This window comes from Acidimicrobiales bacterium (genome assembly GCA_022452035.1).
GTDB lineage: Bacteria > Actinomycetota > Acidimicrobiia > Acidimicrobiales > MedAcidi-G1 > UBA9410.
The window spans coordinates 1-22,903 of the sequence record JAKURV010000010.1 but is presented as its reverse complement, the minus strand read 5'-3'; the positions used below and the strand labels follow the sequence as shown (position 1 = coordinate 22,903).

Below are 22,903 nucleotides of genomic sequence, written 5' to 3'. Positions count from 1 at the left end.
ACAGGTCCTAGATATCGAGGGCGTCGGGATCCAGCAGGCTGCTATTGGCAATCAGGTAGTCGCGTCTTCGGCCCACGTCGGCTCCCATCAAGACGTCGAAGAGTTCTGCAGCCTTCTTGGCTTCCCGGCCCTCGGCCATGGTGAGCTGACGGAGGATCCGGGTCTCCGGGTCTAGGGCGCACTCGGCTAGTTCTTCGACGTTCATCTCGCCCAGGCCCTTGAAGCGGTTCCATTTAAGGTTCTCGGGCTTACGACCCCCTTTGGCCAGCGCCTTTACGATGTCGTCCCGTTCCTCGTCATTGAACGCCCGGTGGATGGTGTCGCCGACCCGGCAGGTGTAGAGGGGCGGTTGCGCGGCGTACACACGGCCCGCCTCCAGCAGGGGGCGCATGTACTCGTGGATGAGAGTGAGGAGCAGACACCGGATGTGGCTCCCGTCCACGTCGGCGTCACACAGGATGACGATGCGGCCGTACCGGGCCGATTCCAGGTCGAAGTCCCGACCCGACCCGGCGCCCACGGCGGTGAAGAGCGCCTGGGCCTCGGCGTTGTCCAGTACCTGCTTGAGGGTGGCCTTGCCCGCGTTCACCACCTTGCCCCGTAGGGGGAGGATGGCCATGTACTCGGCGTTGCGCCCCGCCTTAGCTGGCCCGGCCGCCGAGTCGCCCTCGACGATGATCAGCTCCGAGTCGGGTCCGTGGGTCCGGCAATCGGCCAACTTGTCGGGCATGCCGGTGGACCCCATGCTGGCCGCCTTCCGGCGGGTCTCCAGCAGTTGCTTGGAGCTCACACGGTTGATGACCGCGTTGGCCAGCTTGTCTCGCACCGCATTGATGTGGGTCTTGGGACCGCTTCCCGAGAACCAGTCAGTGATGCCCTGTTTCACCACGTCGTAGACGATCTTCTCGATGGCCGGGGTGCCCAGCTCCTGCTTGGTCTGGCCCCGGAACTGGGGTTCAGGGAAGACCACCTTGCAGGCAGCCACCATGCCCTCTTGCACGTCCTCCTTGGTGGCCCGGTGCTTGTTCTCCTTGGCCAGCTTGGCCAGCTTCCGGGTGTCTTTCAGGAGGACGTCGTTAACGGCGCGGGTCAGGGCCCGGTCGAACCCCGCGGTGTGGGTACCCCCCTGGACTGTGGGGATGGTATTGACGAACGATTCCAGGCGGGTGTCGTAGCCCTTCACCCACCGCAGGGCCACCTCTACGGTGCACTCCCGTTCGACGTCGCGCATCTTGCCGTCCACCGGGACACGTTCGGTGAAGGTGTCTATGCCCGACAGGGCAATGACCTCGCAGGCGTTCTCGCCGGTGGAGAGGTGGTCGACCAGGTCGGCCAGGCCTCCCCGGGACACGAACTCGAATGGATCCGAGGAGGCGCCAGCCCGTTTGTCGACTACCCGGATCTTTACGCCGGGGACCAGGAAGCACGCCTGGACGACTCGTTGATGGACTTCTTCGGTGTCTACCCGGGCATCGGCGTCGAAGACGTCCCGGTCAGCCCAGAAGCGGATACGCGTTCCCGTCTTGTTCTTGGAGATCCGCTTGACCTTCGCGAGCTGGTGGCCAGCGGTGAACGAGGATCCGGAGAACTGGCCGGCCACCCGCTCCCGGAAGGCCAACTCGTAGGTATGGCCGTCCCGGTCCACCTGGGCCACCAGCTTGCTGGACAGCGCGTTGACCACCGAGGCACCGACCCCGTGAAGTCCCCCCGAGGCCCCGTAGGCCCCGCCACCGAACTTGCCCCCCGCGTGGAGCTCGGTCAGCACGACCTCCAAGGCCGAGACCTTGCGCTTGGCGTGTCGGTCGATAGGAATGCCCCGGCCGTTGTCGGCCACCTCGACCGACTGGTCGCGGTGCAGGGTGATCTCGATCCGGTCGGCGAAACCGGCCGAAGCCTCATCGACGGCGTTGTCCACGAGTTCCCAGACCAGGTGCATCAGACCGGGGGCGCCCGTGCCGCCGATGTACATCCCGGGCCGCTTGCGGACCGCCTCCAGACCCTCGAGAGTCTGGATGGCGTCGGCGTCGTAACCGTTACCGGACCCCTTTGCTCCGCCTTTTTTGGCCGCAGCGGGCTTCTTGGCCGTGGTGGGTTTCTTGGCCGTGGTGGGTTTCTTGGCCGTGGTGGCCACGGTCACCACCTGGCCGGGCCGATGGCCAGGATCTGTCGTTCAGACGGTGCGCTCACCAGGTCCCGGCGAGTCGGTTCCAGGACGAGAGGCACCGGGTTCGGATCGGGCTTCTTTGGGTCGTCGTCTGCGGCCATGATGGCCAGAAGGCCCATCGGGGGTCCGACATGGGCCAAGGTCAGGGTCGTCCCGTCTCCCAGCCGGGTGGCTCGCACCCCGACGCCGCCCCGCCCCTTGGCGTCCAACTCCGACACCAGGGTGGCTTTGACTCCGCCGTCGTCGGTCACCGTGATGAGGACGTCTTCGCCCAGGATGACGGCTGCGCCGACCACCGTCGCACCGGGCCGGAGCTTCATTCCGGCCACACCGGCCGCCCCGCGCCCTTGCACGCTGATGCCGTCCACCGGGGTCCGTAGGACCTGGCCGTCGGAGGCCACGAGGACTACGTCCACACCGTTGGGGGCGGTGAAGGCGGCGGTCACCCGGTCGCCGGTCTTCAACTTGAGCAGGGGCTTGCCATTGCGGGTGGAGCGGACCTCGTCGAGGGTCAGCCGCTTGGTCATCCCACCGGCCGTCGCCAACACCAGGTGCTCGTCGCCCTCAGCCACCACCGTGTAGATGGACTCACCTCGGTTGGTACCGAAGGCCTGGGCAGCACCGGCGCCCCGGGCTCGGCCAGCGCCGTCAGCCAGCTCGGCAGCCAGCACCTGGAGGGCCCGGCCCTCCGACGTCACCGCGGTGACGGTAGCTGGGGTCCGGGTCAGGAGGGAGGCGACCAGCACGTCGTGGCGCCCGGGAGCAGCGCGCCGGGCCCCGTCAGCGGGTGACCGGCCAATCTGGCCTGATGTGGTCAGGGTCACCACGCAAGGCTCGTCGGCCACGTCCTCGGCCACCTCCGTGGTGTCGAACACGGGAAGGTCATCCGGGTGGACGATCTCGGTCCGTCGCGGCCGACCGAATGCCTCCACGGCCTCGGTCAGCTCGGCCACTACGAGGGTGCGACGACGGGTCTCCGACTTGAGGAGCTGCTTGAAGTCCCCGATCGCCGCTTCAAGCTCTTCTCGCTCCTCTTCCAGACGCCGGGTCTCGAGCGCTGTCAGGCGCTTCAGGGGCATATCTAGGATGTGGTCGGTCTGGTTCCTGCTCAGCGAGAAGCGGTCCATTAGGGCCTCGCGAGCCGTCGCCGCGTCCTCCGAGCCGCGGATGATGGCCACCACCTCGTCGATGGCGTCCAGGGCGATCAGGAGGCCAGCCACGATGTGGAGGCGTTCCTCGGCCCGGGCTAGCCGGTGGTTCGTCCGGCGGACCACCACCTCCAAACGGTGGTCGATGTAGTGGCGACAGAGGTCGTAGATCCCGAGGGTCCGGGGCTCGCCGTCCACCAGGACCACGTTGTTGATCCCGAAGGTCTCCTCCAGCGGGGTAAGCCGGTACAGCTCACCCAGTACGGCCTGCGGGTTGTGCCCCGGCTTAACGGCGACCTGGAGGCGCAACCCGGTGTGGCGGTCCGACAGGTTCTTAAAGTCCGAGATGCCGGCCACTCGTCCGGTCTCGTTCAACTCCTTGAGCTTGGCGATCACGCGCTCCGGCCCCACCAGGTATGGGAGTTCGGTGACCACGATGGCTTGTCGGCCCCGACCAATGTCCTCCACGTGGGCCCGGGCCCTAAGCCGGATGGTCCCCCGGCCCGTCTCGTAGGCCTCGCGGATGCCGTCGTCGACCAGGATTCCCCCACTGGGGAAGTCCGGGCCGGGTAGGACGGCCATCAGCTCGTCGGTAGTGGGTTTCGGGCGACGTTTCTTCATCACCAGGGCGACCGCCGCGTGGACCTCAGCCAGGTTGTGGGTGGGCATGTTGGTGGCCATGCCCACGGCGATCCCCGTGGTGCCGTTCAGCAGCAGGTTGGGGAGGAGGGCTGGCAGCGAGACGGGTTCGGTGGCCTCCCCGTCGTAGGTTGGACGGAACTCCACCGTGTCCTCGTCGAGCTCCCGGACCATGGCCATGGCTGCCTCGGTGAGGCGGCACTCGGTGTAACGGGGGGCGGCTGGTGGGTCGTCCAGCGAACCGAAGTTGCCCTGCGGGTCGATCAGGGTCATGCCCCGCGAGAACGTCTGGCCCATGCGCACCAGGGCGTCGTAGATCGCTGCATCACCGTGCGGGTGGTAACGACCCATGGTGTCGCCCACCACCCGTGCGCTCTTTCGGTGCGGGGAGTCGGGACGCACACCCATACGCAGCATCGAATAGAGGATGCGCCGCTGAACCGGCTTGAGGCCGTCCCGAACGTCGGGGATGGCCCGGGCCGTAATCACCGAGAGGGAGTAGGCGAGGAAGGACTCTTTCATCTCGTCGGCGACCGGGACCTCCACGACCTGACGGGCGAAGGGCCGGTCATCAGGGAGGAGTTTCTGCTGCTTACTCATCGGCCTCGGTGGTGGCTGGTCGTCGGTCGTGGCGCCGTAAGGCGAGCATGGCATGGGGGTGCGACATCGCCCACCGGAGCCCCGTGGCGACCGTACTGCGGGTCATGGTCCCCGCCGCGGCACCTTCCCGGCGACCGCTGGAAAGCCGGGCTCAGGACAGGATGCGGCAGCGGGAGATGCCGGAGACCAGATCGTCTAGGGCGTCGAGCAGGGCGACTCCGCCGACCGACCGCATTCGTGCCGCATCACCGGCCGACCAGGGTTGCTCGATGGTCTCGGGGATTAGACCCGCCTGTTGCCAGGTCTGACCGACCATCCGTAGGGCGTGGTCAACGCCAGGGTCCCCGCAGGCCACCAGGATGGCCCCGGCCTCCTCAGGATCCAGCGCCGGGGATCCGCCTATCGGGGTAGAGAACGTTCCCAGTCGGAAGCGGAGGGCTTCCGAGGCGATACGAGCATGGTTCATCACCACCGAAATTACCTGTCGGTCTACCGGCGTTCGGGGATGCTCGGCGGGTCGGCGGCGGTCAGGGGCGGGGTCCTGGGCAGCACGTCTTGGAGCAGGCGTCGACCGGGACGCCGAGGGATCCGAGGCCCGATCGGATTGGTTCGGGATCGTGGCCGAGTCTCTCGACAAGGAGGTCCACCACCATGGAGACGAAGCGAGGATCGTCATCTACTGCTTCGGCCCGGGTAAACGCCACGCCGGCGTCGGCGGCCCGCCCGGATGCCTCCACGTCCAGATCCCAGGCGACCTCGAAGTTTTCCACTGGGAAGCCGATGGGGGAGACGGCCACGGCGTCCACTCCGGCGGCCGCCAGGGCCTGGATCCGGTCGCCTACGTCGGGCTCCAGCCACGGGACCTGCGGCGAGCCACTACGGGACTGCCAGACCACCTCGTGGTCGTGCCGATGCTCGGGATCCACCCGCTCGGCGACCAGGCGTGCCGTGTCGCGGAGTTGGGCCACGTAGGCGCAGGTGTCGGCCAGGGCGGTCGGAATGCTATGGGCGGAGAACAGGAGGTGGGCCCGGTCCCGTCGGTTCGCGGGCAGTCGGTCGAGGGCCTCGACCAATCGGTCGGCGGCCGGATTGATGAGGCCCGGATGGTCGTGGTGGCGCCGGACCCGATCGATTACTGGCGCTCCCGGACCGACGGCCGTCTGGGCCGCTTCCAGGTTCTCGCCGTACCGGCGACACGTCTCGTAGGAGGCGTAGGGGGAGGCCGTCCAGGCCAGGGCCCGTCGGACCCCAGCGTTGCTCATGGCGGCCACAGCGTCGGCCAGTAGCGGGTCGGCGTTCCGGTTGCCCCAGAAGACGGGCACGTCGAGGCCCCGCCGATCCAATTCGGCTCGGATGGCATCTCGCAGCGTCCGCATGCGCCCGTTCAACGGGGACCGACCACCGACCGATCGGTAACGGTCCGCTACCTCGGCCAGGCGGTCGGGCGGGATGGAGCGGCCGGATGTCACCCGGGCCAGGAACGGTTCGACGTCGTCTAGTCCCTCAGGTCCCCCGAAGGCCACTAGCAGCAGGCCGTCGTAACGTTCGGGCATGGTCAGTGCTGCGCCCTGACCGCTCAGCCTTCGACGTTGAAATGGGCGAGGTCGTCCTCCAGGCCGGCACGGATCGCATCTGCCACCGCCCCCCGAGACGTCACCCGGGTGCGCACCAGCCCGCCCCGGCTGACCCCGGTCAGGGCCCGAGCCCGGTCCAGAGCCACCTCCACGACATCGTCGGGATCGACCACCTCGTCGAGGAACCCGACGTCCACCGCGGCGGCCGGGTCGGTCATCCGGCCCAGGATGACCTGCGCGTAGTGCCGCTTGGAGACGCGGTCTCGGGCCAACTCCGTGGCGAAGAACGGGAGCGGCATACCGATGGTGACCTCGGGCAGGCCGACCTTGAACTCACCGGCCGCCCCGACGCGTACGTCACTCGACAACAAGAGGATGGCGCCGGCGGCGATGGCGTGCCCGGTGCAGGCCGCCACCACGGGCCGGGGAAACAGATACAGCCGGAGGAACAGGTCTACCCCGGCTTTCAGCATTGCCTGTGCCTCGGCCGGGCCCGCCTGCATCACGGTCAGGTCGAAGCCGGCCGAGAAACGGCCCGGCCGGCCGGCCAGCACCACGGCGTCAGCTCCGTCGGCCTCCACCTGGTCGAGGGAGGCCAGCAGGGCGGCGATGGTCTCGTGTCCAAGGGCGTTCGCCTTGCCGTCGTCGAGGTCGATTATGGCCACGTCCCCGTCTCGGCGGACGGAGACCACGGCAGGGGCGGAGGAGGAGTCGGTCATATCCGAGAACCTACCGGTGCAACGTGGGGGCCATCGAAGTGTGCCCAGTACAAGCCGGTAGCCTTAGGACATGAGCGACCAGACCACTCTCGACGCCGCACCGTCCACCGACGAGCCGGTCATCTCGGTCACCGAGGCCGCCCTGGCCAAGGTGCTCGAAGTCCGTGCCGGCGAGGACGAGCCGGCCTCCCTGGCCCTACAGATCGACGTGACCGGCGTGTCTGGCGTCGACTATGTCTACGACCTGGCCTTCACACCCATCTCTGAGTTGCCCGACGGCTGCCACCGGTGGGAGTTCGGCGGCCTGGAGTTCGCGGTAGGCGACGAGAGCCAGTCGAAGCTGGCCGGGGCCACCCTCGATCTGCCGAGCAACCCGGTGCAGGGCGGCCTGGTCATCCGCAACCCGAACCGACCCAACCCGTTGGGCGACGTCGGCGAACTGGTCCTGGAAGGCGAGGTTCCGGAGCGGATCACCCAGCTCCTGGACCAGAACGTCAACCCGATGCTGGCTTCCCATGGCGGTTTCGCCACCCTGGTCGGCGTCGAGGGCCACACGGCTTACGTGACTATGGGCGGCGGCTGCCAGGGATGCGCTATGAGCCAGGCCACCCTCACTGAGGGAATTCAACGGGCCATTCTGGAAGCCATCCCAGAGATCACTGAAGTGGTCGACGCCACAGACCACGCGGCGGGCGACAACCCCTTCTTCACCTGAGCGGTCGACGACCGGATCAGCCCAGCCGCCTACGGACGCTTTCGGCCACTCCCGGGCCGTTCAGGCCGAACGAGGCCAGCAGGTCGTCCGCCGCACCGTGGGCGTGGTGGGCTACCGGTACGCCCAGCACCTCCACCTCGGTGCTCGGGGACCGTCGGGCCAGGTCGTCCAGCACAGCGGAGCCGAAGCCGCCCTCCCGGAAGCCGTCCTCGACGGTGACCACCAGCCGGTGTCTCGCCGCGTCTTCCAGCATCTCGGGATCCAACGGGCAGACGCAGCGCGGGTCCCAAACCGAGGCGTCCACGCCCTCGGCGGCCAGCAGGTCGGCCGCCTGTTGGGCAGCGGCCAGCATCTTGCCGGCTCCTAGCAGACACACCGTCCGGTCGCCGGTGGCCTCGACCACTCGGCGGGCCGACAGGCCACGACCCACCTCGTCCCAGCCGACGTGGGGTGCCGGAGTCTTGGGCCAACGGATGGCCACCGGCCCGTCGGTGATGGCCAGGGCGTCTTCTAGCATCTGCTGGACCTCCTGGTAGGAGGAAGGCGCCAGGATCGTCATGCCGGGGACCTTGGATAGCAGGACGATGTCCAGCACGCCGTGGTGCGACGGGCCGTCGTCGCCGGTAATCCCCGCCCGATCCAGGCAGAACACCACGGGCAGGCCATGCAGGCCGACGTCCAGGTTGGCCTGGTCGAAGGCCCGGCTTAAGAACGTCGCGTAGAGGGCCACCACAGGGCGGAGCCCACCCATGGCCATCCCGGCCGCCGCCGTCACCGCATGCTGCTCTGCGATGCCCACGTCGAAGCACCGGTCGCCGAACCGCTCGCGGAACGGCAGGAGGCCGGTGGAGTCCGGCATGGCGGCCGTGACGGCCACCACCTCGGGCCTCGACTCGGCGGCCTTGAGGAGCGACTCGGTGAAGGCCGCCGTGTAACTACCCGGCTTGACGCCTCCCGTGTCGTGCATGTGCTTGATGGGGTCCTGCTCTGCCGGTCCGTGGCCTCGGCCTTTCTGAGTCAGCACATGGACCAAGACTGGGCCGTCGAACTCGATGGCGTTGGCTAGGGCATCCTCCATCTCGGCGATGTCGTGTCCGTCGAAGGGGCCCAGGTAGTGGACCCCGAGCGCTTCGAAGAAGGCCGTGGGCTCGAACATGTCCCGGATGGCCGCCTTGGTGGCGCTGATTCCCCGCTCGACTAGCTCACCGACCCACGGGAGGTGCTCGGCTAGGTCCTCCAGGCGACGCTGTCGGCGCATGTAGATGGGGTTGGAGCGGATCCGGATGAGGCTCTCGGATAGGCGGCCCACAGTCGGGGCGTACGACCGGCCGTTGTCGTTCAGCACCACGGTGACCTTCAGGCCGCTGTGACCCAGGTTGTTGAGCCCCTCGAAGGCCATGCCCCCGGTCATGGACCCGTCGCCGATCACCGCGACCACTCGTCGGTTTCCGCCAGTGACCGCCTGGGCCGTAGCAAGGCCGTGGGCGTAGGACAGCACGGTCGAGGCGTGCGAGTTCTCGATCCAGTCGTGGCCCGACTCGTCGCGTGACGGGTAGCCCGACAGCCGGCCGGCCTGGCGGAGGCCGTCGAACCGGTCGACCCGACCGGTCAGCAGTTTGTGGACATAGGTCTGGTGCCCGGTGTCCCAGAGGATGGCGTCCCGGGGGCTGCTGAAAACCCGGTGGAGGGCCAGGGTCAGCTCGACGACACCGAGGTTGGAGCCCAGGTGGCCTCCGGTCTGGCCCACAGTGTCCACGATCCGCTGCCGGATCTCGGCGGCCAGGCCGGTGAGCTCCTCGAGCTCGAGATCGCGGAGGTCGGCGGGGGTCCGTATGGAGTCGAGTCGCATGGGCGCTCAGGCCTATCGGCGGGGCCGGGTCGGGACGGGGGCTCCGGGACGGAACCAAGGAGGACACGGTAGCCGGGGTGTCACGTTGACACCCGGCGGGAGCCGGTTAACGGGCCTCGACGGCCGACCGCCAGCGGCGCCAACCGGCCACTAGCAGGCCAGACAGGACCTGGCCGGCGGCCAGCACTACCAGGCCACCCACGGCGTCGATCCAGAAGTGGTTACCCGTCACCACCACGGCGAAGAGGGTGGCCAACGGGTAGGCGGCAATCAGGGCCCGAGAGGCCCGGGTGCGCAGAGTGGGCCAGAGCGCCAGCATGCACCAGGTAGCCCAGGCGAAGTGCAGGCTTGGCATGGCGGCGTATTGGTTGGAGACCCGTTGCATGGTCCCCGAGTCGAACGACCAGAGGCCGCCGACGTCGGCCACCGTGTCCACGTAGGGGTGGAGGGACGCCAGGCAGGCCCCGAACTCCCCGCAGTCCGACAGCAACCGAGGCGGCATCAGGGGGAAGAGGCTGAACCCGACTAGGGCCAACCCCGTGGTGCACAGGAAGGTGGACCGGTGCCGGGCGTACAGGTGAGGGAACCGCCGGTAGACCCAGACCAGGGCGAAGATGGTCAGCCCGAAGTGGAACGTCCCGTAGAAGAGGTTCCAGAATTGGATGAACCATTTGTGGTCCAGGAAGGCAGCCTGGATTCCCGGCTCCCTGTAGAGGCCCAGTGCCCGCTCTAGGTCAATGACCCGTTCGGCGTTGGCCAGGGCGACCGCGGGCTCCACCGATTCGGAACCGAAGAGGTTCCGGATGGCTGAGTAGACGGCGTAGAAGGCCAGGACGAGGGCCACCTCGGCCCACCAGTGAAGCCCGGTTCCCGGTTCTCCGGACCGGCGGAGGCCCGACCGTCCGGTCGACAGCACCCGGTGCCCGTCGGGCCCGATGTCAGCCGGCCCCACCGGTCACTCGGTCCAGGAACCGGTCGGTCTCCACGACCACCCGGACGATGGTGGCCCTGGCCACTACGTCGTCGCCGACCCGGGCCGTGCCGGCGAATGTCAGTCGTCGGCCCTCCACGGCCTCCAGCACGACTTCGGCGTCCACCAGGCTGCCGGGGGCCGACGGGGCCAGATGGTCGATGTGGACCCGCATGCCGACGCTGGTCTCTCCCTTGCCGAGGTAGCCGTCCAGAGCGGACACCGTGGCCTCTTCCAACAGGGCGACCAGGCGCGGCGTAGCCAGTGTCGGGACCTCGCCGGATCGCAGGGCGACGGCCGTGTCGGCATCGGTGACGGTAAGCACGGCCAGGCCGCGCAACCCAGGCATCGGGGGCACAGCGGTACCCTACGCATCCGCCCTGAGTCGGTGAAGACCGGCCGGCTGGCGGAGAGATGAGACGGAGGCGTAGATGAAGGACCGGATCGCTGGGGCGGGGATCGAGCCGATGGTGGACCCCCGACTACTGCAGGACGTTTTAGGCGAGGCGCTGGCCACGGGAGGTGAGTTCGCCGAGGTGTTCGTGGAGGACCGGAGGTCAACCTCGGCGCTCCTCGACGACGGCCGCATCGAGGAGATGGCTAGTGGCCGGGACCGGGGTGCCGGGATCCGGGTGGTGGTTGGGGAGACCACCGGGTTCGCCCACACAGCCGACCTGTCGCCGACCAGCCTGCGGGCCGCCTCGGCGGCTGCCTCAGCCGCTGCACGGGGTGGGGGTGGAGGAGTGCGCGAGGTGGTCCTCGACAGGCCGTCAGGTCCGCCATCGGCCGTGGTGGAGGTTCTTCCGTCCGACGTGGCCAAGGACCGAAAGGTGGCGTTGCTGGCCGAGGCCAACGAGGCGGCCCGGGCCCGAGATGGTGCCATCACACAGGTCACGGCCCGCTACGCCGACAGTCAACGACGAATCCAGATCGCCAATAGCGAGGGCCTACTGACCGGGGACCGCCAAGTCCGGACCCTGTTCTCGGTGTCCTGCGTAGCCAGCGGCGACTCGGGCCTCCAGACCGGCCGCGAATCGGTGGGCCACACCGTGGGCTTCGAGTTGTTCGACCGGGTCGACGTGGGAGACCTGGCCCGCCGGGCGGCCGAGCGGGCCCTGACCAAGTTGGATGCCGTACCGGCCCCCAGCGGTGAGATGCCGGTGGTCGTTGGCCCGGGCGGCGGCGGCGTCCTGTTTCACGAGGCCTGCGGGCACGGCCTGGAGGCCGACCTGATCGCCAAGTCTGCCTCGGTGTTCGCCGGGAGGCGAGGCGAGGTGGTGGCGGCCCCCGGGGTCAGCTTGGTGGACGACGGCACCATGACCGGGGAGTGGGGCTGCTACGCCGTCGACGACGAGGGCCGGCCTGCCCAACGCAACGTGCTGATCAGCGACGGTGAGTTGACCGACTACATGTGGGACAGCCTGCGGGCCCGGAAGGAGGGGCGGCACAGCTCAGGCAATGGCCGCCGCCAGGGCTACCGGTACCTCCCGATGGTCCGTATGACCAATACCTACCTGGAGGCTGGCGACGACGACCCGGAGGAGATCGTGGCTGGAACCGACCATGGGGTGTACGTGGCCCAGCTGGGTGGTGGCCAGGTCAACACGGCTACCGGCGACTTCGTGTTCGGGATGACCGAGGCCTACCTGATCGAAGATGGCCGACTGACGGCGCCTATCCGGGAGGGCAACCTCATCGGCAACGGCCCGGCGGTTCTCCTCGACATCGACGCCATCGCCGGGGACTTCGCCATGGGGTCGCCCGGGACCTGCGGCAAAGACGGGCAGGGCGTACCGGTCGGAGACGGGACACCGACCTTGCGGGTGTCCCGCCTGACGGTGGGTGGGACGGCGGCCTGAGGTGCCCGAGCTGTTGGACCTGGCGGAGCGAATCGTCGGCTGGGCCGACGAGGGCGAGCAGGTGGAGGCGGTGGTCGTCCACGAGCGGGAGACCGAGGTACGCGCCTATGAGGGTGAGGTCGAGTCGCTGACCTCGGCCGAGTCCCAGGGGGTCGGCGTCCGGGTAGTCCGCGACGGCCGCCAGGGCTTCGCCTACGCGGGGACTCTAGATCCAGACGCCCTGGCCGAGGTTCTGGCCGAGGCCAGGGACAACTTGACGTTCGCCACACCGGACGAGCACTGCGCCTTGGCTGAGCCGGACGGCGTGGAGGCCGCTGAGCTGGACCTCTACCGGGCGACGCTGGTTGACCACCCGACCGAGGCCAAGGTGGCTCTGGCCCTGGATCTGGAACGCCGGACCCGGGCCGCCGACCCTCGCATCAGCGGCGTGGAGTCAGCCGATTACTCGGACTCCATCTCGGAGAGCGCCGTGGCCACCACGACCGGGATCCTGGTGACAGGCCGGGAGACCGGATGCTTCCTGTCGTCCTATGCGTTGGCTGAACAGGATGGCGAGACGCAGACCGGCTTCGGGTTCTCGTTGGGGCGGGAGCCGGCTGACCTCGATGTGGAGGAGGCCGCCGCCGACGCGGCTGAGCGATCCACCCGGATGCTGGGGGCCGTGAAGCCGCCCTCCGGTCGGATGACTGTGGTGCTGGATCCGTGGGTCAGTGCCCAGTTCCTGGGAATCGTGGGAGGAACCCTCAGCGGCGAGGCGGTGCAGAAGGGTCGGTCGCTGTTTGCCGACCGGTTGGGCGAGGACGTCGCTGCTCCGTTGCTGACCTTGGTGGACGACCCGACCGACTCGGCGGCCCACACGGCCACCGGGAGCGACGGCGAGGGTCTGGCCACCCGCCGAAACGTGCTGATGGCCGATGGTCGTCTGGAGCGGTTCGTTCACAACAGCGAGACGGCCCGGCGGGCCGGGACAGTGTCCACTGGTTCGGCGGTTCGGGGCTACTCGTCGACGCCCGGCGTGGGTGTCCGGGCGGTGGCCGTGGCGGGGGGCGACCGCCCGCCGGCCGAACTGATCGCCGCGATTGACGACGGTCTGCTGGTCCAAGGGGTCACCGGCCTTCACTCGGGGGTCAACGCGGTTAGCGGCGACTTCTCGACCGGCGCCGAGGGCCTGCGCATCCGTGGCGGAGCGCTGGCCGAGCCGGTCCGGGAGTTCACGATCGCCTCGACCATTCAGAAGATGCTCCTGGACGTGTTGGCCATCGGGGACGACGTCCGGTGGCTGCCCATGCGAGCCGCCGGGGTGACTCTGGTTATCGGCGAGCTCACGGTCTCCGGGATGTAGGTGCGTCAACCCGGATGCCGATTCTCCACGCCATCCTTCTGGGCCTAGTCCAAGGCCTGACCGAGTTCCTCCCCGTGTCGTCCAGCGGGCATCTGGCCCTCGTCCAATGGTTATTTGGGTGGGACCACTTCGGAGGCGACGACGCTTTGGAAAACGCCTTCGATGTAGCCCTCCACCTGGGGACCCTGGTCGGGGCCGTGGCCTACCTGCGCGCCGACGTGGTCCGCTATGGGAGGGCTGGCCTGCGGTGGCTGGTCGTCCGGGGGCCGCTGGCCGGCGACGGTCGCACGGCGGCCCTGCTGGTCGCCACAGCGGTCCCCACCGGCCTGCTGGGCCTCGGGGTGCTCTGGACGACCACCGACCTGGGCGATCGCACCTGGCTGGTGGCCGTGTGCCTCCTCGCCTTCGGGGTGGTGCTGTGGCTGGCTGACCGCCGACCGGGCGACCGGGGGATCGCCGACCTGAGCTTCGGCGAGGCGGTCTTCCTGGGCGTCGCCCAGGGCCTGGCCTTCCAGCCCGGGGTGTCACGGTCCGGAGCCGTCCTGTCGGTGGCCCGGGGCCTGCACCTGGAGCGGGAGGCGGCGGCCCGATTGGCGTTCCTGATGAGCCTGCCGGTGATTGCCGGAGCTGGGCTGGTGTCGGCTCTCGACCTGTCGGTTCCCACCGGTTGGTGGGCTCCGTTCGCCGTCGGCACCCTGGCCGCGGCGGTCAGTGGTTGGTGGGCCGTCCACCTCGTGTTGCGCCTCGTCGTGCGGGTGGGCTTCGGGGGGATCGCCGCCTACCGCGTGGTGGCTGGCCTCACGGTGCTGGCCCTTCTAGCGACACCGTTGCGGTGAGTTTCGGCGTCCTCGAGGTTAAGGCGGGGTGGTCAGCCGGAAGTGGCCGCCGGGGCCTTTTCGGTTGAACCGCCCGAGTCCGACGTGCCAGTTCCCTTTGGTTCGGCAGTGGAGCCGGAGGAGGAGTCACTGGTGCCGCTGTCGGACGACCCGGAGTCTGACGCCGGCTTGGTAGTCGAACCGGCGTCGCCGCCGCGATCTTTGGCCGAGGAGCCGTGATCGTTCTTGTAGAAACCATCGCCCCTGAACGAGATCCCCACCCCACTGAATACCTTGCTTACCGCACCCCCGCAGTCGGAGTCCGGACAGGTGGAGAGAGCGTCGTCGGCGAACGACTGACGCACCTCAAACTCGCTCTGGCAGGACTTACAGCGGTACTGGTAGGTCGGCATGGTGGCTGGCCGTCGCGCCGGGGAACGGTCGTCCATACGGCGGCAACGGGCGTGAATCCTACCGGCGGTCCGCCCCGCCCGGTCTCCCGTCGGGAATGCTGGTCATATGCCCGTCGTCCTGGTGGTCCTGGCATACCTGCTCGGGACATTGCCGTCAGCCCTAGTGGTCGCCGGACGTCAGGGGGTAGATCCGACGACGGCCGGTTCGGGGAACCCCGGCGCCACCAACGTTTATCGAACGGCGGGCCGTTGGGCCGGTCTAGCCGTGTTCCTTGCCGACGCCGGCAAGGGGGCGGGGGCTGCCACCCTGGGCCTGCTGGTCGGTGGACGGCCTCTGGGTCTGGCCTGCTGGGCGGCGGCGACGCTGGGTCATGTGCTCCCGGTGACCCGCCGGTTCCGAGGAGGCAAGGGCGTGGCTACGGCAGGCGGCGGGTCGTTGGTCTTGTTCCCCGTGGTGGCTGCGGGCACCTTCGTTCTATTCGGCCTGATGGCCCGGACAACAGGAAAAGCTTCGCTGGGTTCAATCACCATCGCCGTGGCTCTCCCGGTCGCCGTTGCGGCCACAGGAAGGGGTCTGGACGAGGTGTTGGTGGCGGTGGGTATCTGCGCCCTGGTGCTGTTACGCCACGTGGCCAATATCCGCCGGCTAGTGGCCGGCGAGGAAGGCTCCTGGAACCTCTGAGTATCCTCGGCCAGTGATCTCATTGACCGACGCCCGGGCCCACGTGCTGGACCGATGCCCTGGTCCGGTGGCCGCTGAGGTGCCGTTGGTCGAGGCGCGCGGCCTAGCCATCTCAGCGTCCGTGGAAGCTCCCGAAGCCGTGCCACCGTTTGCCAACTCGGCGATGGACGGTTTCGCCCTCCGGGCGGCCGACACGGTGGGCGCTCCGGTCGAGCTACGTGTCGTCGGGACGGTGGCCGCCGGATCAGCTCCGGACGTGGAGGTGGGTCCGGGCTGTGCCGTGCGCATCATGACCGGCGCCCCCCTGCCGGTAGGGGCTGACGCTGTGGTGATGGTCGAGCGGACACAGTCCGTCGGAGACGGCGATGCGGTGCTGGTCGAGGTGGAGGTGCCAGGGGGAAACCACATTCGAGCCGCCGGGGAAGACCTCCAGCCCGGTGATCCGGTCTTCTCGGCAGGCACCGTACTGGGGCCGGGTCACCTGGGCGTGCTGGCCAGCATCGGTGTTGACCGGGTGGCCGCCTGGCGGCGACCGCGGGTCGGTGTGCTTTCGACCGGAGATGAGTTGGTCGACGGGGTGGGCCCCCTGGAGATCGGACAGATCCGCGATGCAAACCGACCCTCCCTGCTGGGGCTCCTAGACGAGATGGGGGTGACCGGCGTAGACCTGGGCCGGGTGGCCGACGACGAGGAGGCCATCGAGGCGGCATTACGCGGTGGCGTCTCGACGTGCGATGCCGTGCTCACCTCAGGAGGCGTATCCATGGGCGACTTCGACTACGTGAAGGTCGTGCTGGACCGGATCGGCGACATGCGATGGATGCAGGTGGCCATCAAGCCCGCCAAGCCGCTGGCCTTCGGTCTGGTAGACGGAGTGCCGGTCTTCGGCCTGCCCGGTAACCCGGTCTCTTCGATGGTCTCCTTCGAGTTGTTCGCCCGACCGGCGCTGCGGGCCATGGCGGGCCGTCGCGATTTGGACCGCCCCCGGGTTCGAGCCGTCGTCGAGGGTGACCTCCGGCGCCGGCCCGACGGCAAGGTCCACTTCGCCCGTGTGGTGGTGTCAACCCGTGACGACATGACCTACATCTCTTCGGCCGGGGGGCAAGGCTCCCACCAGCTCACGGCCATGGCCGCAGCGACCGGCCTTGCCGTGCTCCCCGACGGTGACGGCGTGACGGACGGCGACGAGGTGGAGGTCCTGCTGCTGGGTTGACCCGGTGGCCCGGCCACAACGGGCGTCGATGCGGCGCCGTACGCTGGCCCCGTGGTCCGACAGTTGATCGACACCTTTGGGCGGGTTCACCGAGACCTTCGCATCTCGGTAACCGACCGGTGCAACTTCCGCTGCACCTACTGCATGCCGGCCGAGGGGCTGCAGTGGCTGGACCGCGAGGACCTCCTTACCTTCGAGGAGATCACGCGCACCGCCCGGCTACTGGTCGAGCGTTACGGCGTGGAGAGCATCCGCCTCACCGGGGGCGAGCCGACCATTCGGGCCAACTTGCCGGGCCTCGTCCAGATGCTTTCCGAACTACCGGTGGACCTCTCGATGACGACCAACGGAGCCACCCTGCGCCGGATGGCTCCCGGCCTGGCCGCCGCCGGTCTGACCCGGATCAACGTGTCGCTGGATTCGCTACGGGCCGATCGCTTCGCCGAGATGACGTTGCGCGATGACCTGGACCGCGTGCTGGACGGAATCGACGCCGCCCTCGAGGCGGGGCTGGACCCCGTGAAGATCAACGTGGTGGTCATGCGGGGCGTCAACGACGACGAACTGGTCGACTTCGCCCGCTTCGGCCGGGATCGCAGTGTGGAGGTCCGGTTCATCGAGTTCATGCCGCTGGATGCCGACCGGGCCTGGTCAGACGACGCCGTGGTGGGCCTGGAGGAGATCGTGGCCCGTATCGGTGAGACCTTCCCACTGGAGCCGGTACCGAGGACTTCGGCTCCGGCCAGCCGCTTCCGGTACGTCGACGGTGGTGGACGGATCGGGGTGGTGGCCAGTGTGACCCGGAGTTTCTGTGACTCGTGCGACCGGATCCGCCTGACGGCTGACGGACGGTTCCGGAACTGCCTGTTCGCGGTCGACGAGTTCGACCTGCAGTCCCTGCTGCGCTCCGGTGCGTCTGACGACGAGGTGGGGGAACTCCTGGAAGGTGCAGTCCGGGCCAAGTGGGCCGGGCACGGGATCGGCCAGGTGGAGTTCATCCGACCGGCCCGGTCCATGTCCCAGATCGGCGGGTAAGTCCGGTGAGCGACGAGGGCTTCACCCATCTGGACTCCGAGGGGCGGGCCCGGATGGTCGACGTGGGCGGCAAGGAGGTCACCCAACGCCGTGCCGTGGCCCGGGCGAGGGTGACCATGCAGGAGGAGACGGCCCAGGCCCTGGCCGACGGCACGGTGGCTAAGGGCGACGTGCTGGCCGTGGCCCGAGTGGCCGGGATTCAGGCGGCCAAGCGGACCTCCGAGTTGATCCCGCTCTGCCATCCGCTGATGTTGAGCTCAGTGCAGGTCGACCTGACCCCCGGCCCTTCATGGGTAGACATCGAGGCCACGGCCGAGACGGTGGACCGGACCGGCGTGGAGATGGAGGCGTTGACGGCCTGCTCGGTGGCCGCCCTGACCGTCTACGACATGTGCAAGGCCCGCGACCGGGCCATGCAGGTGGAGGCGTTGGGCCTCGTGGAGAAGTCGGGAGGCCGCTCCGGCGACTGGCACCGCCCGGCCTGACCGTCAATGCCCACCGCCAACTAGGTCCCGCCCCGCCGCTTACGCGCGCTATGCGCGAATTGTCGCGCTCTACGCGCGTGGAAATCCACCATCTGACAGGGGTCGAGCGGTACGGTGCCTCTGTACGTCACGGATGGCGGAGAGGGAAGAATCCGGTGCTAATCCTGCTGGGGCTCGGAGTGCTGTGGGCGGCGGTGCTCGGGCCGCAGGTCGTCAGACACCGTCACCGCCTCGGACGTCCGGTGGTGGCCCTTGTGGCCGCTGGACGCATCGACGGCCGCCGGCTCCGGTCTGTGCGGAGGGCCGCTACCTCGGTGCCCGGCAACGTCGGCTCGGCTCGCCGCCGGCGACGTGACCTCCTCTTGGCTATGGCCGGTATAGCCGTCTTCACTTTCCTCGGTGGCGTAGCGGTAGGTGGCGCCGTCTGGGTGGTGCACTTCCTGGTGGATGTGGTCCTCGTGGTTTACGCGGTGCTGGTCACTCAACGACACCAGTTGGAGGCCGAACGGGCGGCTACCGTGGTTCCCTTCCGCTCCGCCGGCCCCTTGGTGGTCGGCCACAGCGGCTCGGTGGCCATGCGCGACGAGGCTGTCCTGAGCCGACAGGCCAACTGAGGACCCTCCCGGCGCCCCGGCCGGTCCGACAGGGCGTCCCGCTACGATCGTCCCGTTCGCGGGGGTGTAGCTCAGTTGGCTAGAGCGCTACGTTCGCAACGTAGAGGTCGTGAGTTCGATTCTCATCACCTCCACCGCAGCATCGGCCCGCCGAAACCGGCGGGCCGGCTCGCGTTCGGCACGAGGGCCTAAGTCCGGTTGTCGGCTTCCACGGCGGCCACCAGGCGGTCCGGCAGGTCGGGGAGCTCGGACCGGACCCGGGACCAGCTGGGAAGGAAGGAGGTCTCCAGCGGGTCCTCCAGGAACTCCTCACCGGCCCGGACCACAGCCCCGGCGAACACCTGGATGGCCGCTTCCTCGGCGTGCCGGTCGAAGGCCAGGCCGTTGAACACCGCATCGGCCTCGTAGCGGTCCACGAGGTCGACCGCCGTCCGGTCGTAGGCCGCCTCCAGTGATCGGAATCCCTCGGCGGTTAGCACCACCCCGGAGGTGGCGAGCGTCCGGTAGACAGCCCGGGCAATGTCGACGCTCATCCGGTGGAGGCCACTGTCCGGGTTGTGGGAGGAGAGGTCGCGGTGCTTGTGGTCGTAGGCCCCGGACATCTCCACCTGGCAGATCCGGCCGGCAGGGAGGCGGCGGTAGACCTCGGCCAGCACCCCGATCTCGAAGCCCCAGTCCGACGGCACCCGGAGCGTTTCGGCCACGTCCATTGACATGGCGCACTCGCCGGCCAGCGGATAGCGGAAGCTGTCCAGGTAGTTCAGATAGCGGCGGTTGCCGAGGGTGACGGCCAGGGCGCGGACTAGGGGAGTGACGAACAACCGCGTCACCCGCCCGTATAGGTGGTCGTCGGGGCCCGCCCCCCGCGATATCCGGTGGTAGTAGCCCTTGGCAAAGCCGAACCGCCTTGACGGGTGGGCAATCGGTGTGAGGAGGCGGGCTGGGAGGGACCGGTCGTAGTCACGGATGTCAGCGTCATGGAGGGCCACAATCTCTCCGCGTCCGGTGGCCAGGAAGTAGCCAAGGCAGGACCAGACGTTCCGCCCCTTTCCGGGCGGGCCCGGGGGGAGGTCGTGGTCCGCGAGCTCGGCCTGCAACGCTTGGAGGCGCGGCCCGTCGTTCCAGAGAATTCTGTGGTGCTGGGGGAGTCGTGAGAAGAGGTTCCGGGCCCGGGCAAAGTCCTCAGCGTGGGCCTGGTCCAGCCCGACGACCACCTCCTCGAGGTACGGCACGGCAGCCAACTCGTCGAGAATCCGCTCGAGGGCGGAGCCGTCAAGGTCGGAGACCAGGCACGGGATAACCAGGGACATTGGGCGGTCGTCGCTCCACGCCTTCAGGTCCTGCTCCAGGTCCGCCGTTGTCCGGCGACCAAGGTCGTGCAGGGTGGCGATCACCCCGTTCTGGAAGAAGTCGGCCACGGGCCGAGGCTAGGAGGGCTTACCCTCCCGGGCCACGCTCGGTCTTTCGTTTCTCTTATCTCCCGTGGCGGCACCTAATGGAATCGTCCTTGGTCCCCAACATCGCCCTACCACGGGTCCCTGAGAATGTTCTTAGTGATCCTCACTAGGCCAATACCTGACATCCGTTCGGGCGTCGTTAGCGTTCCCTCGGATGCAACACCTTGCCTGGTCGTCCTGCGGCCTGCTCCTGGTCCTCGCGGCCTGCGCGGCCGATGGGCCAGCGCACGAGAAGGCCCGGTCCGTGGTCGTCCTGTCGGCTGACCAGGCCACCGAGATCGTGGTCCCGGCAGGGTTCGGTGCTGCCACGACCACCGTTCCAGTTGCCTCGACCATCGCGGCCGTAACCCCGACGACGGTCATCGCAACCCCAGCCTCCGAGGAGACCGATAGCGCGTCTGACGCGGCGCCCCCTACGGAGGCCGCCAGAACCGACGCGACGGATAGCGACGGCGACCGGTCAGTCGGTGACGAATCCACGGAGACAGCGGCTGAAACCCCCGCCCCTACGACTACTGCCGAAGCTCAGGTGACGTCCACGACGGCCGTCGCCCCGACGACAACCACGACAACTACGACGACTACGACGACCGTCACCCCGACTAAGGAGACCGTTCCCCTGGCCGAGGAGAACATCAATCCGGGCGTGAAACTCATGGGAGCTCTTGACGACTTCAACTCCTGCCTGGCTACCGAGGGCTACGAGTGGATGGGATTTCCCAATCCCGACCTCGGCGCCAACGACCCGGTCAACCAGCCCGCGTACCTCCAGGCCCTCCAGTTCTGCAACTCCCGTACCGGAATCTCCCAGGCCTTCCAGGAATTCCAGACGTCCCGGTCCGACCTGACACCGGAGGAGATCCGCCAAGAGAACGAGAATTTCATCCTCTTGGCCGACTGCCTGCGGTCCAAGGGATGGCTCATCGGGGAGCTTTCACCCGACGAGAATGGTCTACTCAATCCCGGCGACCAGTTCTCCAGCGCCGACGGAGACGTCGATACCGGGGAGATCAGGGACTGCGTCAGCGAGACTTCGCTGGCCGGAGAACAGGAGAATGGATCGTGAGGAACTGCAAGCGGTGGTCGACCCCGGTCGTCCTTCTCCTCGTGGCCGCGGGTTGCGGTGGGGGCGGTGAGACGGCCCAGACGGTGACCCTTCTTGCCGAGGACGGTCCCACAGAGATCGTGGTTAGCACCACCACAACGACGACCACGACCACCACGACGACAGTGGCTCCGACGACCATCGAGGTAGCTGAGGAGGCCACGGCTTCGGAGACGAGTGTTGCTGAGGAGGCCACGGCTTCGGAGACGAGTGTTGCTGAGGAACCGGCAGTTGAGACCACTACTACGACCACAGTGGAGCCGGCCAAGGAGACGATCCCCCTGGCCGAAGACGAAATCCACCCGGGGATCCGGATGATGGACGCTGTAGAGGAGTTCAACGGTTGCCTGTCCGACGAGGGCGTTGCCTTCATCGGACAACCCAACCCGGAACTCGGAGCCGGTGACCCCGTCAACCAACCCGCCTACATCGATGCGCTAGTGCTGTGCGCGGGACGGTCGGGCATCCTTGCCGCCATGCAGGAGTTCCAGACCTCGCGGACGGGCCGCACACCAGACCAGATCCGGGAGGACAACGAGCAGTTCATTGCCATGTTGGGGTGCCTCCGCCAGAAGGGTTGGGTTGTGAGTGACCCGGTGCCCGACGAGGAAGGCTCGCTGGGTCCCGGCGACGACTTCCGGGGGCCGGACGGCGACTTAGACATGGGTGACATCCGAGATTGCATCAGCGAGCTAAGCCTGAACGACGACCAGTGACTACCTACCGATCGGGGTGCCGCTTTGACGGCCCCCTCCACTCCCCTCGGAGAGGCCGCGCATGAAAAAGATCCTGACCCTGCTCATCCTGGTCGGTGGCGCGGCCGCCGGCCTAGTCGTCTGGCAGCCGTGGGCCGACGAGGCACCGACGGGTCCCGGCGTAGACCGGGCCATCGCCGAGACGGTGAGTGTGCGGACCCTGACTGACGAGATCACGGTGCGCGGGGAACTGCGACGCGACCTGTTGCAGACGATCACGTCGGCCACCGCCGGCCAGGTCAGCGGTATCGCGGTAGAGGACGGCCAGACAGTGAATGCCGGTGACCCCCTGTTCACCATTGACGGCCGGCAGACCGTTGCCGTAGCCGGGGACTTCGCCTTCTACCGCCAGTTGGATGTCGGTTCCGAGGGACATGACGTCCATCAACTGGAACAGGTCCTAGACGGCGGCGGCTATGTGGTTGGCGTGGTGGACGGCCTCTACACCGAGGAGACCCGGTCGGGACTGGCTGCCTGGCAGGCCGACCATGGCTATGCCGGCTCGACCACAGAGGTCAACGAGGTGGTGACCGGCTCGCTCCAGCAGAACCCGGCCGGCTACACGGTTGGACCGGTCAACGCCGTGTCGGTGCGCATCGGTCCGGCCCTGCCCGACCCGCTTGACGGCCAGGGGAACCAGGCGGCGTCCGCGATGGCCGTGGCTGCCGCCGTGTCAGTCGCTGATGCTCCGGTACCCACGGTGTCGGTGATCACAGCGGCCGTGGTCGTCGAAGAGGGTCGTCCGGTCAT

General features: G+C 68.2%; 22 protein-coding genes and 1 tRNA gene. 13 read left to right on the top strand and 10 right to left on the bottom strand.

Going from position 1 to position 22,903, the window contains the following annotated elements; translation table 11 throughout:
• Nucleotides 1–7 precede the first annotated feature (7 nt).
• The 5 genes from MK181_05045 to MK181_05025 form a co-directional block, all read right to left on the bottom strand.
• Nucleotides 8–2,131, bottom strand: coding sequence for an ATP-binding protein (locus tag MK181_05045; protein MCH2419163.1), 2,124 nt, complete (start codon nucleotides 2,129–2,131; stop codon nucleotides 8–10).
• Between the two features lie 2 nt (nucleotides 2,132–2,133).
• Entirely contained in the window at nucleotides 2,134–4,551 is a 2,418-nt protein-coding gene (locus tag MK181_05040) for a DNA topoisomerase 4 subunit A (protein ID MCH2419162.1), read from the bottom strand.
• Nucleotides 4,552–4,702: 151 nt separating this feature from the next.
• The gene (locus tag MK181_05035) at nucleotides 4,703–5,023 is read right to left on the bottom strand and encodes a hypothetical protein (GenBank protein ID MCH2419161.1); all 321 of its coding nucleotides are present in this window, start codon (nucleotides 5,021–5,023) and stop codon (nucleotides 4,703–4,705) included.
• Nucleotides 5,024–5,078: 55 nt separating this feature from the next.
• Entirely contained in the window at nucleotides 5,079–6,104 is a 1,026-nt protein-coding gene (hemH, locus tag MK181_05030) for a ferrochelatase (protein MCH2419160.1), read from the bottom strand.
• 23 nt (nucleotides 6,105–6,127) lie between these two features.
• Complete coding sequence (locus tag MK181_05025) at nucleotides 6,128–6,844, bottom strand: crotonase/enoyl-CoA hydratase family protein (GenBank protein MCH2419159.1); 717 nt, start codon at nucleotides 6,842–6,844, stop codon at nucleotides 6,128–6,130.
• Nucleotides 6,845–6,914: 70 nt separating this feature from the next.
• On the opposite strand from MK181_05025, the gene MK181_05020 reads away from it, so the two are divergent.
• Nucleotides 6,915–7,559, top strand: coding sequence for a NifU family protein (locus tag MK181_05020; protein ID MCH2419158.1), 645 nt, complete (start codon nucleotides 6,915–6,917; stop codon nucleotides 7,557–7,559).
• Between the two features lie 16 nt (nucleotides 7,560–7,575).
• Here MK181_05020 and dxs read toward each other — a convergent pair whose 3' ends face one another.
• From dxs to MK181_05005, 3 genes are all read right to left on the bottom strand, one after another.
• Nucleotides 7,576–9,408: a 1-deoxy-D-xylulose-5-phosphate synthase gene (dxs, locus tag MK181_05015; protein ID MCH2419157.1), complete on the bottom strand. Its 1,833-nt coding sequence runs from the start codon at nucleotides 9,406–9,408 to the stop codon at nucleotides 7,576–7,578.
• A gap of 106 nt (nucleotides 9,409–9,514) precedes the next feature.
• Nucleotides 9,515–10,360, bottom strand: coding sequence for a phosphatase PAP2 family protein (locus MK181_05010; protein MCH2419156.1), 846 nt, complete (start codon nucleotides 10,358–10,360; stop codon nucleotides 9,515–9,517).
• Entirely contained in the window at nucleotides 10,347–10,727 is a 381-nt protein-coding gene (locus MK181_05005) for a thioesterase (protein MCH2419155.1), read from the bottom strand. Before MK181_05005 ends, MK181_05010 begins: the two co-directional genes overlap by 14 nt.
• Before the next feature lie 82 nt (nucleotides 10,728–10,809).
• On the opposite strand from MK181_05005, the gene MK181_05000 reads away from it, so the two are divergent.
• From MK181_05000 to MK181_04990, 3 genes are read left to right on the top strand one after another with little or no spacing between them, the layout of a single operon-like run.
• On the top strand, nucleotides 10,810–12,237 hold the full coding sequence (locus MK181_05000) for a TldD/PmbA family protein (GenBank protein ID MCH2419154.1): 1,428 nt from the start codon (nucleotides 10,810–10,812) through the stop codon (nucleotides 12,235–12,237).
• 1 nt (nucleotide 12,238) lies between these two features.
• On the top strand, nucleotides 12,239–13,579 hold the full coding sequence (locus MK181_04995) for a TldD/PmbA family protein (protein MCH2419153.1): 1,341 nt from the start codon (nucleotides 12,239–12,241) through the stop codon (nucleotides 13,577–13,579).
• A gap of 14 nt (nucleotides 13,580–13,593) precedes the next feature.
• A complete protein-coding gene (locus tag MK181_04990; GenBank protein ID MCH2419152.1) occupies nucleotides 13,594–14,415 on the top strand; it encodes an undecaprenyl-diphosphate phosphatase in 822 nt (273 codons plus the stop codon).
• 32 nt (nucleotides 14,416–14,447) lie between these two features.
• Here MK181_04990 and MK181_04985 read toward each other — a convergent pair whose 3' ends face one another.
• The gene (locus MK181_04985) at nucleotides 14,448–14,807 is read right to left on the bottom strand and encodes an FmdB family transcriptional regulator (protein ID MCH2419151.1); all 360 of its coding nucleotides are present in this window, start codon (nucleotides 14,805–14,807) and stop codon (nucleotides 14,448–14,450) included.
• 106 nt (nucleotides 14,808–14,913) lie between these two features.
• Here MK181_04985 and MK181_04980 point away from each other — a divergent pair, with 106 nt between their 5' ends.
• The 6 genes from MK181_04980 to MK181_04955 all read left to right on the top strand — a co-directional run bounded on the left by MK181_04980 (nucleotide 14,914) and on the right by MK181_04955 (nucleotide 18,970).
• Nucleotides 14,914–15,489, top strand: a complete 576-nt coding sequence (locus tag MK181_04980) for a glycerol-3-phosphate acyltransferase (protein ID MCH2419150.1) — start codon at nucleotides 14,914–14,916, stop codon at nucleotides 15,487–15,489.
• Between the two features lie 13 nt (nucleotides 15,490–15,502).
• Nucleotides 15,503–16,702, top strand: a complete 1,200-nt coding sequence (locus tag MK181_04975; protein MCH2419149.1) for a molybdopterin molybdotransferase MoeA — start codon at nucleotides 15,503–15,505, stop codon at nucleotides 16,700–16,702.
• A 51-nt stretch (nucleotides 16,703–16,753) separates the two neighbouring features.
• Nucleotides 16,754–17,737: a GTP 3',8-cyclase MoaA gene (gene moaA, locus MK181_04970; protein ID MCH2419148.1), complete on the top strand. Its 984-nt coding sequence runs from the start codon at nucleotides 16,754–16,756 to the stop codon at nucleotides 17,735–17,737.
• Between the two features lie 53 nt (nucleotides 17,738–17,790).
• Nucleotides 17,791–18,222, top strand: a complete 432-nt coding sequence (gene moaC / locus MK181_04965; GenBank protein ID MCH2419147.1) for a cyclic pyranopterin monophosphate synthase MoaC — start codon at nucleotides 17,791–17,793, stop codon at nucleotides 18,220–18,222.
• A gap of 155 nt (nucleotides 18,223–18,377) precedes the next feature.
• Nucleotides 18,378–18,836, top strand: a complete 459-nt coding sequence (locus MK181_04960; GenBank protein MCH2419146.1) for a hypothetical protein — start codon at nucleotides 18,378–18,380, stop codon at nucleotides 18,834–18,836.
• 60 nt (nucleotides 18,837–18,896) lie between these two features.
• Nucleotides 18,897–18,970 (top strand) — tRNA-Ala (locus tag MK181_04955).
• Nucleotides 18,971–19,024: 54 nt separating this feature from the next.
• On the opposite strand, the gene MK181_04950 is transcribed toward MK181_04955, so the two are convergent.
• Nucleotides 19,025–20,254 (bottom strand): hypothetical protein, encoded by a 1,230-nt coding sequence (locus tag MK181_04950; protein ID MCH2419145.1) that lies wholly within the window; start codon nucleotides 20,252–20,254, stop codon nucleotides 19,025–19,027.
• Nucleotides 20,255–20,447: 193 nt separating this feature from the next.
• On the opposite strand from MK181_04950, the gene MK181_04945 reads away from it, so the two are divergent.
• The 3 genes from MK181_04945 to MK181_04935 all read left to right on the top strand — a co-directional run.
• The gene (locus MK181_04945) at nucleotides 20,448–21,359 is read left to right on the top strand and encodes a hypothetical protein (GenBank protein ID MCH2419144.1); all 912 of its coding nucleotides are present in this window, start codon (nucleotides 20,448–20,450) and stop codon (nucleotides 21,357–21,359) included.
• Nucleotides 21,356–22,114 (top strand): hypothetical protein, encoded by a 759-nt coding sequence (locus MK181_04940; GenBank protein MCH2419143.1) that lies wholly within the window; start codon nucleotides 21,356–21,358, stop codon nucleotides 22,112–22,114. The genes MK181_04945 and MK181_04940 overlap by 4 nt, the downstream gene beginning before the upstream one ends.
• A 61-nt stretch (nucleotides 22,115–22,175) precedes the next feature.
• Nucleotides 22,176–22,903: biotin/lipoyl-binding protein (locus MK181_04935; GenBank protein ID MCH2419142.1), on the top strand; the 728-nt coding region annotated here is incomplete at its 3' end.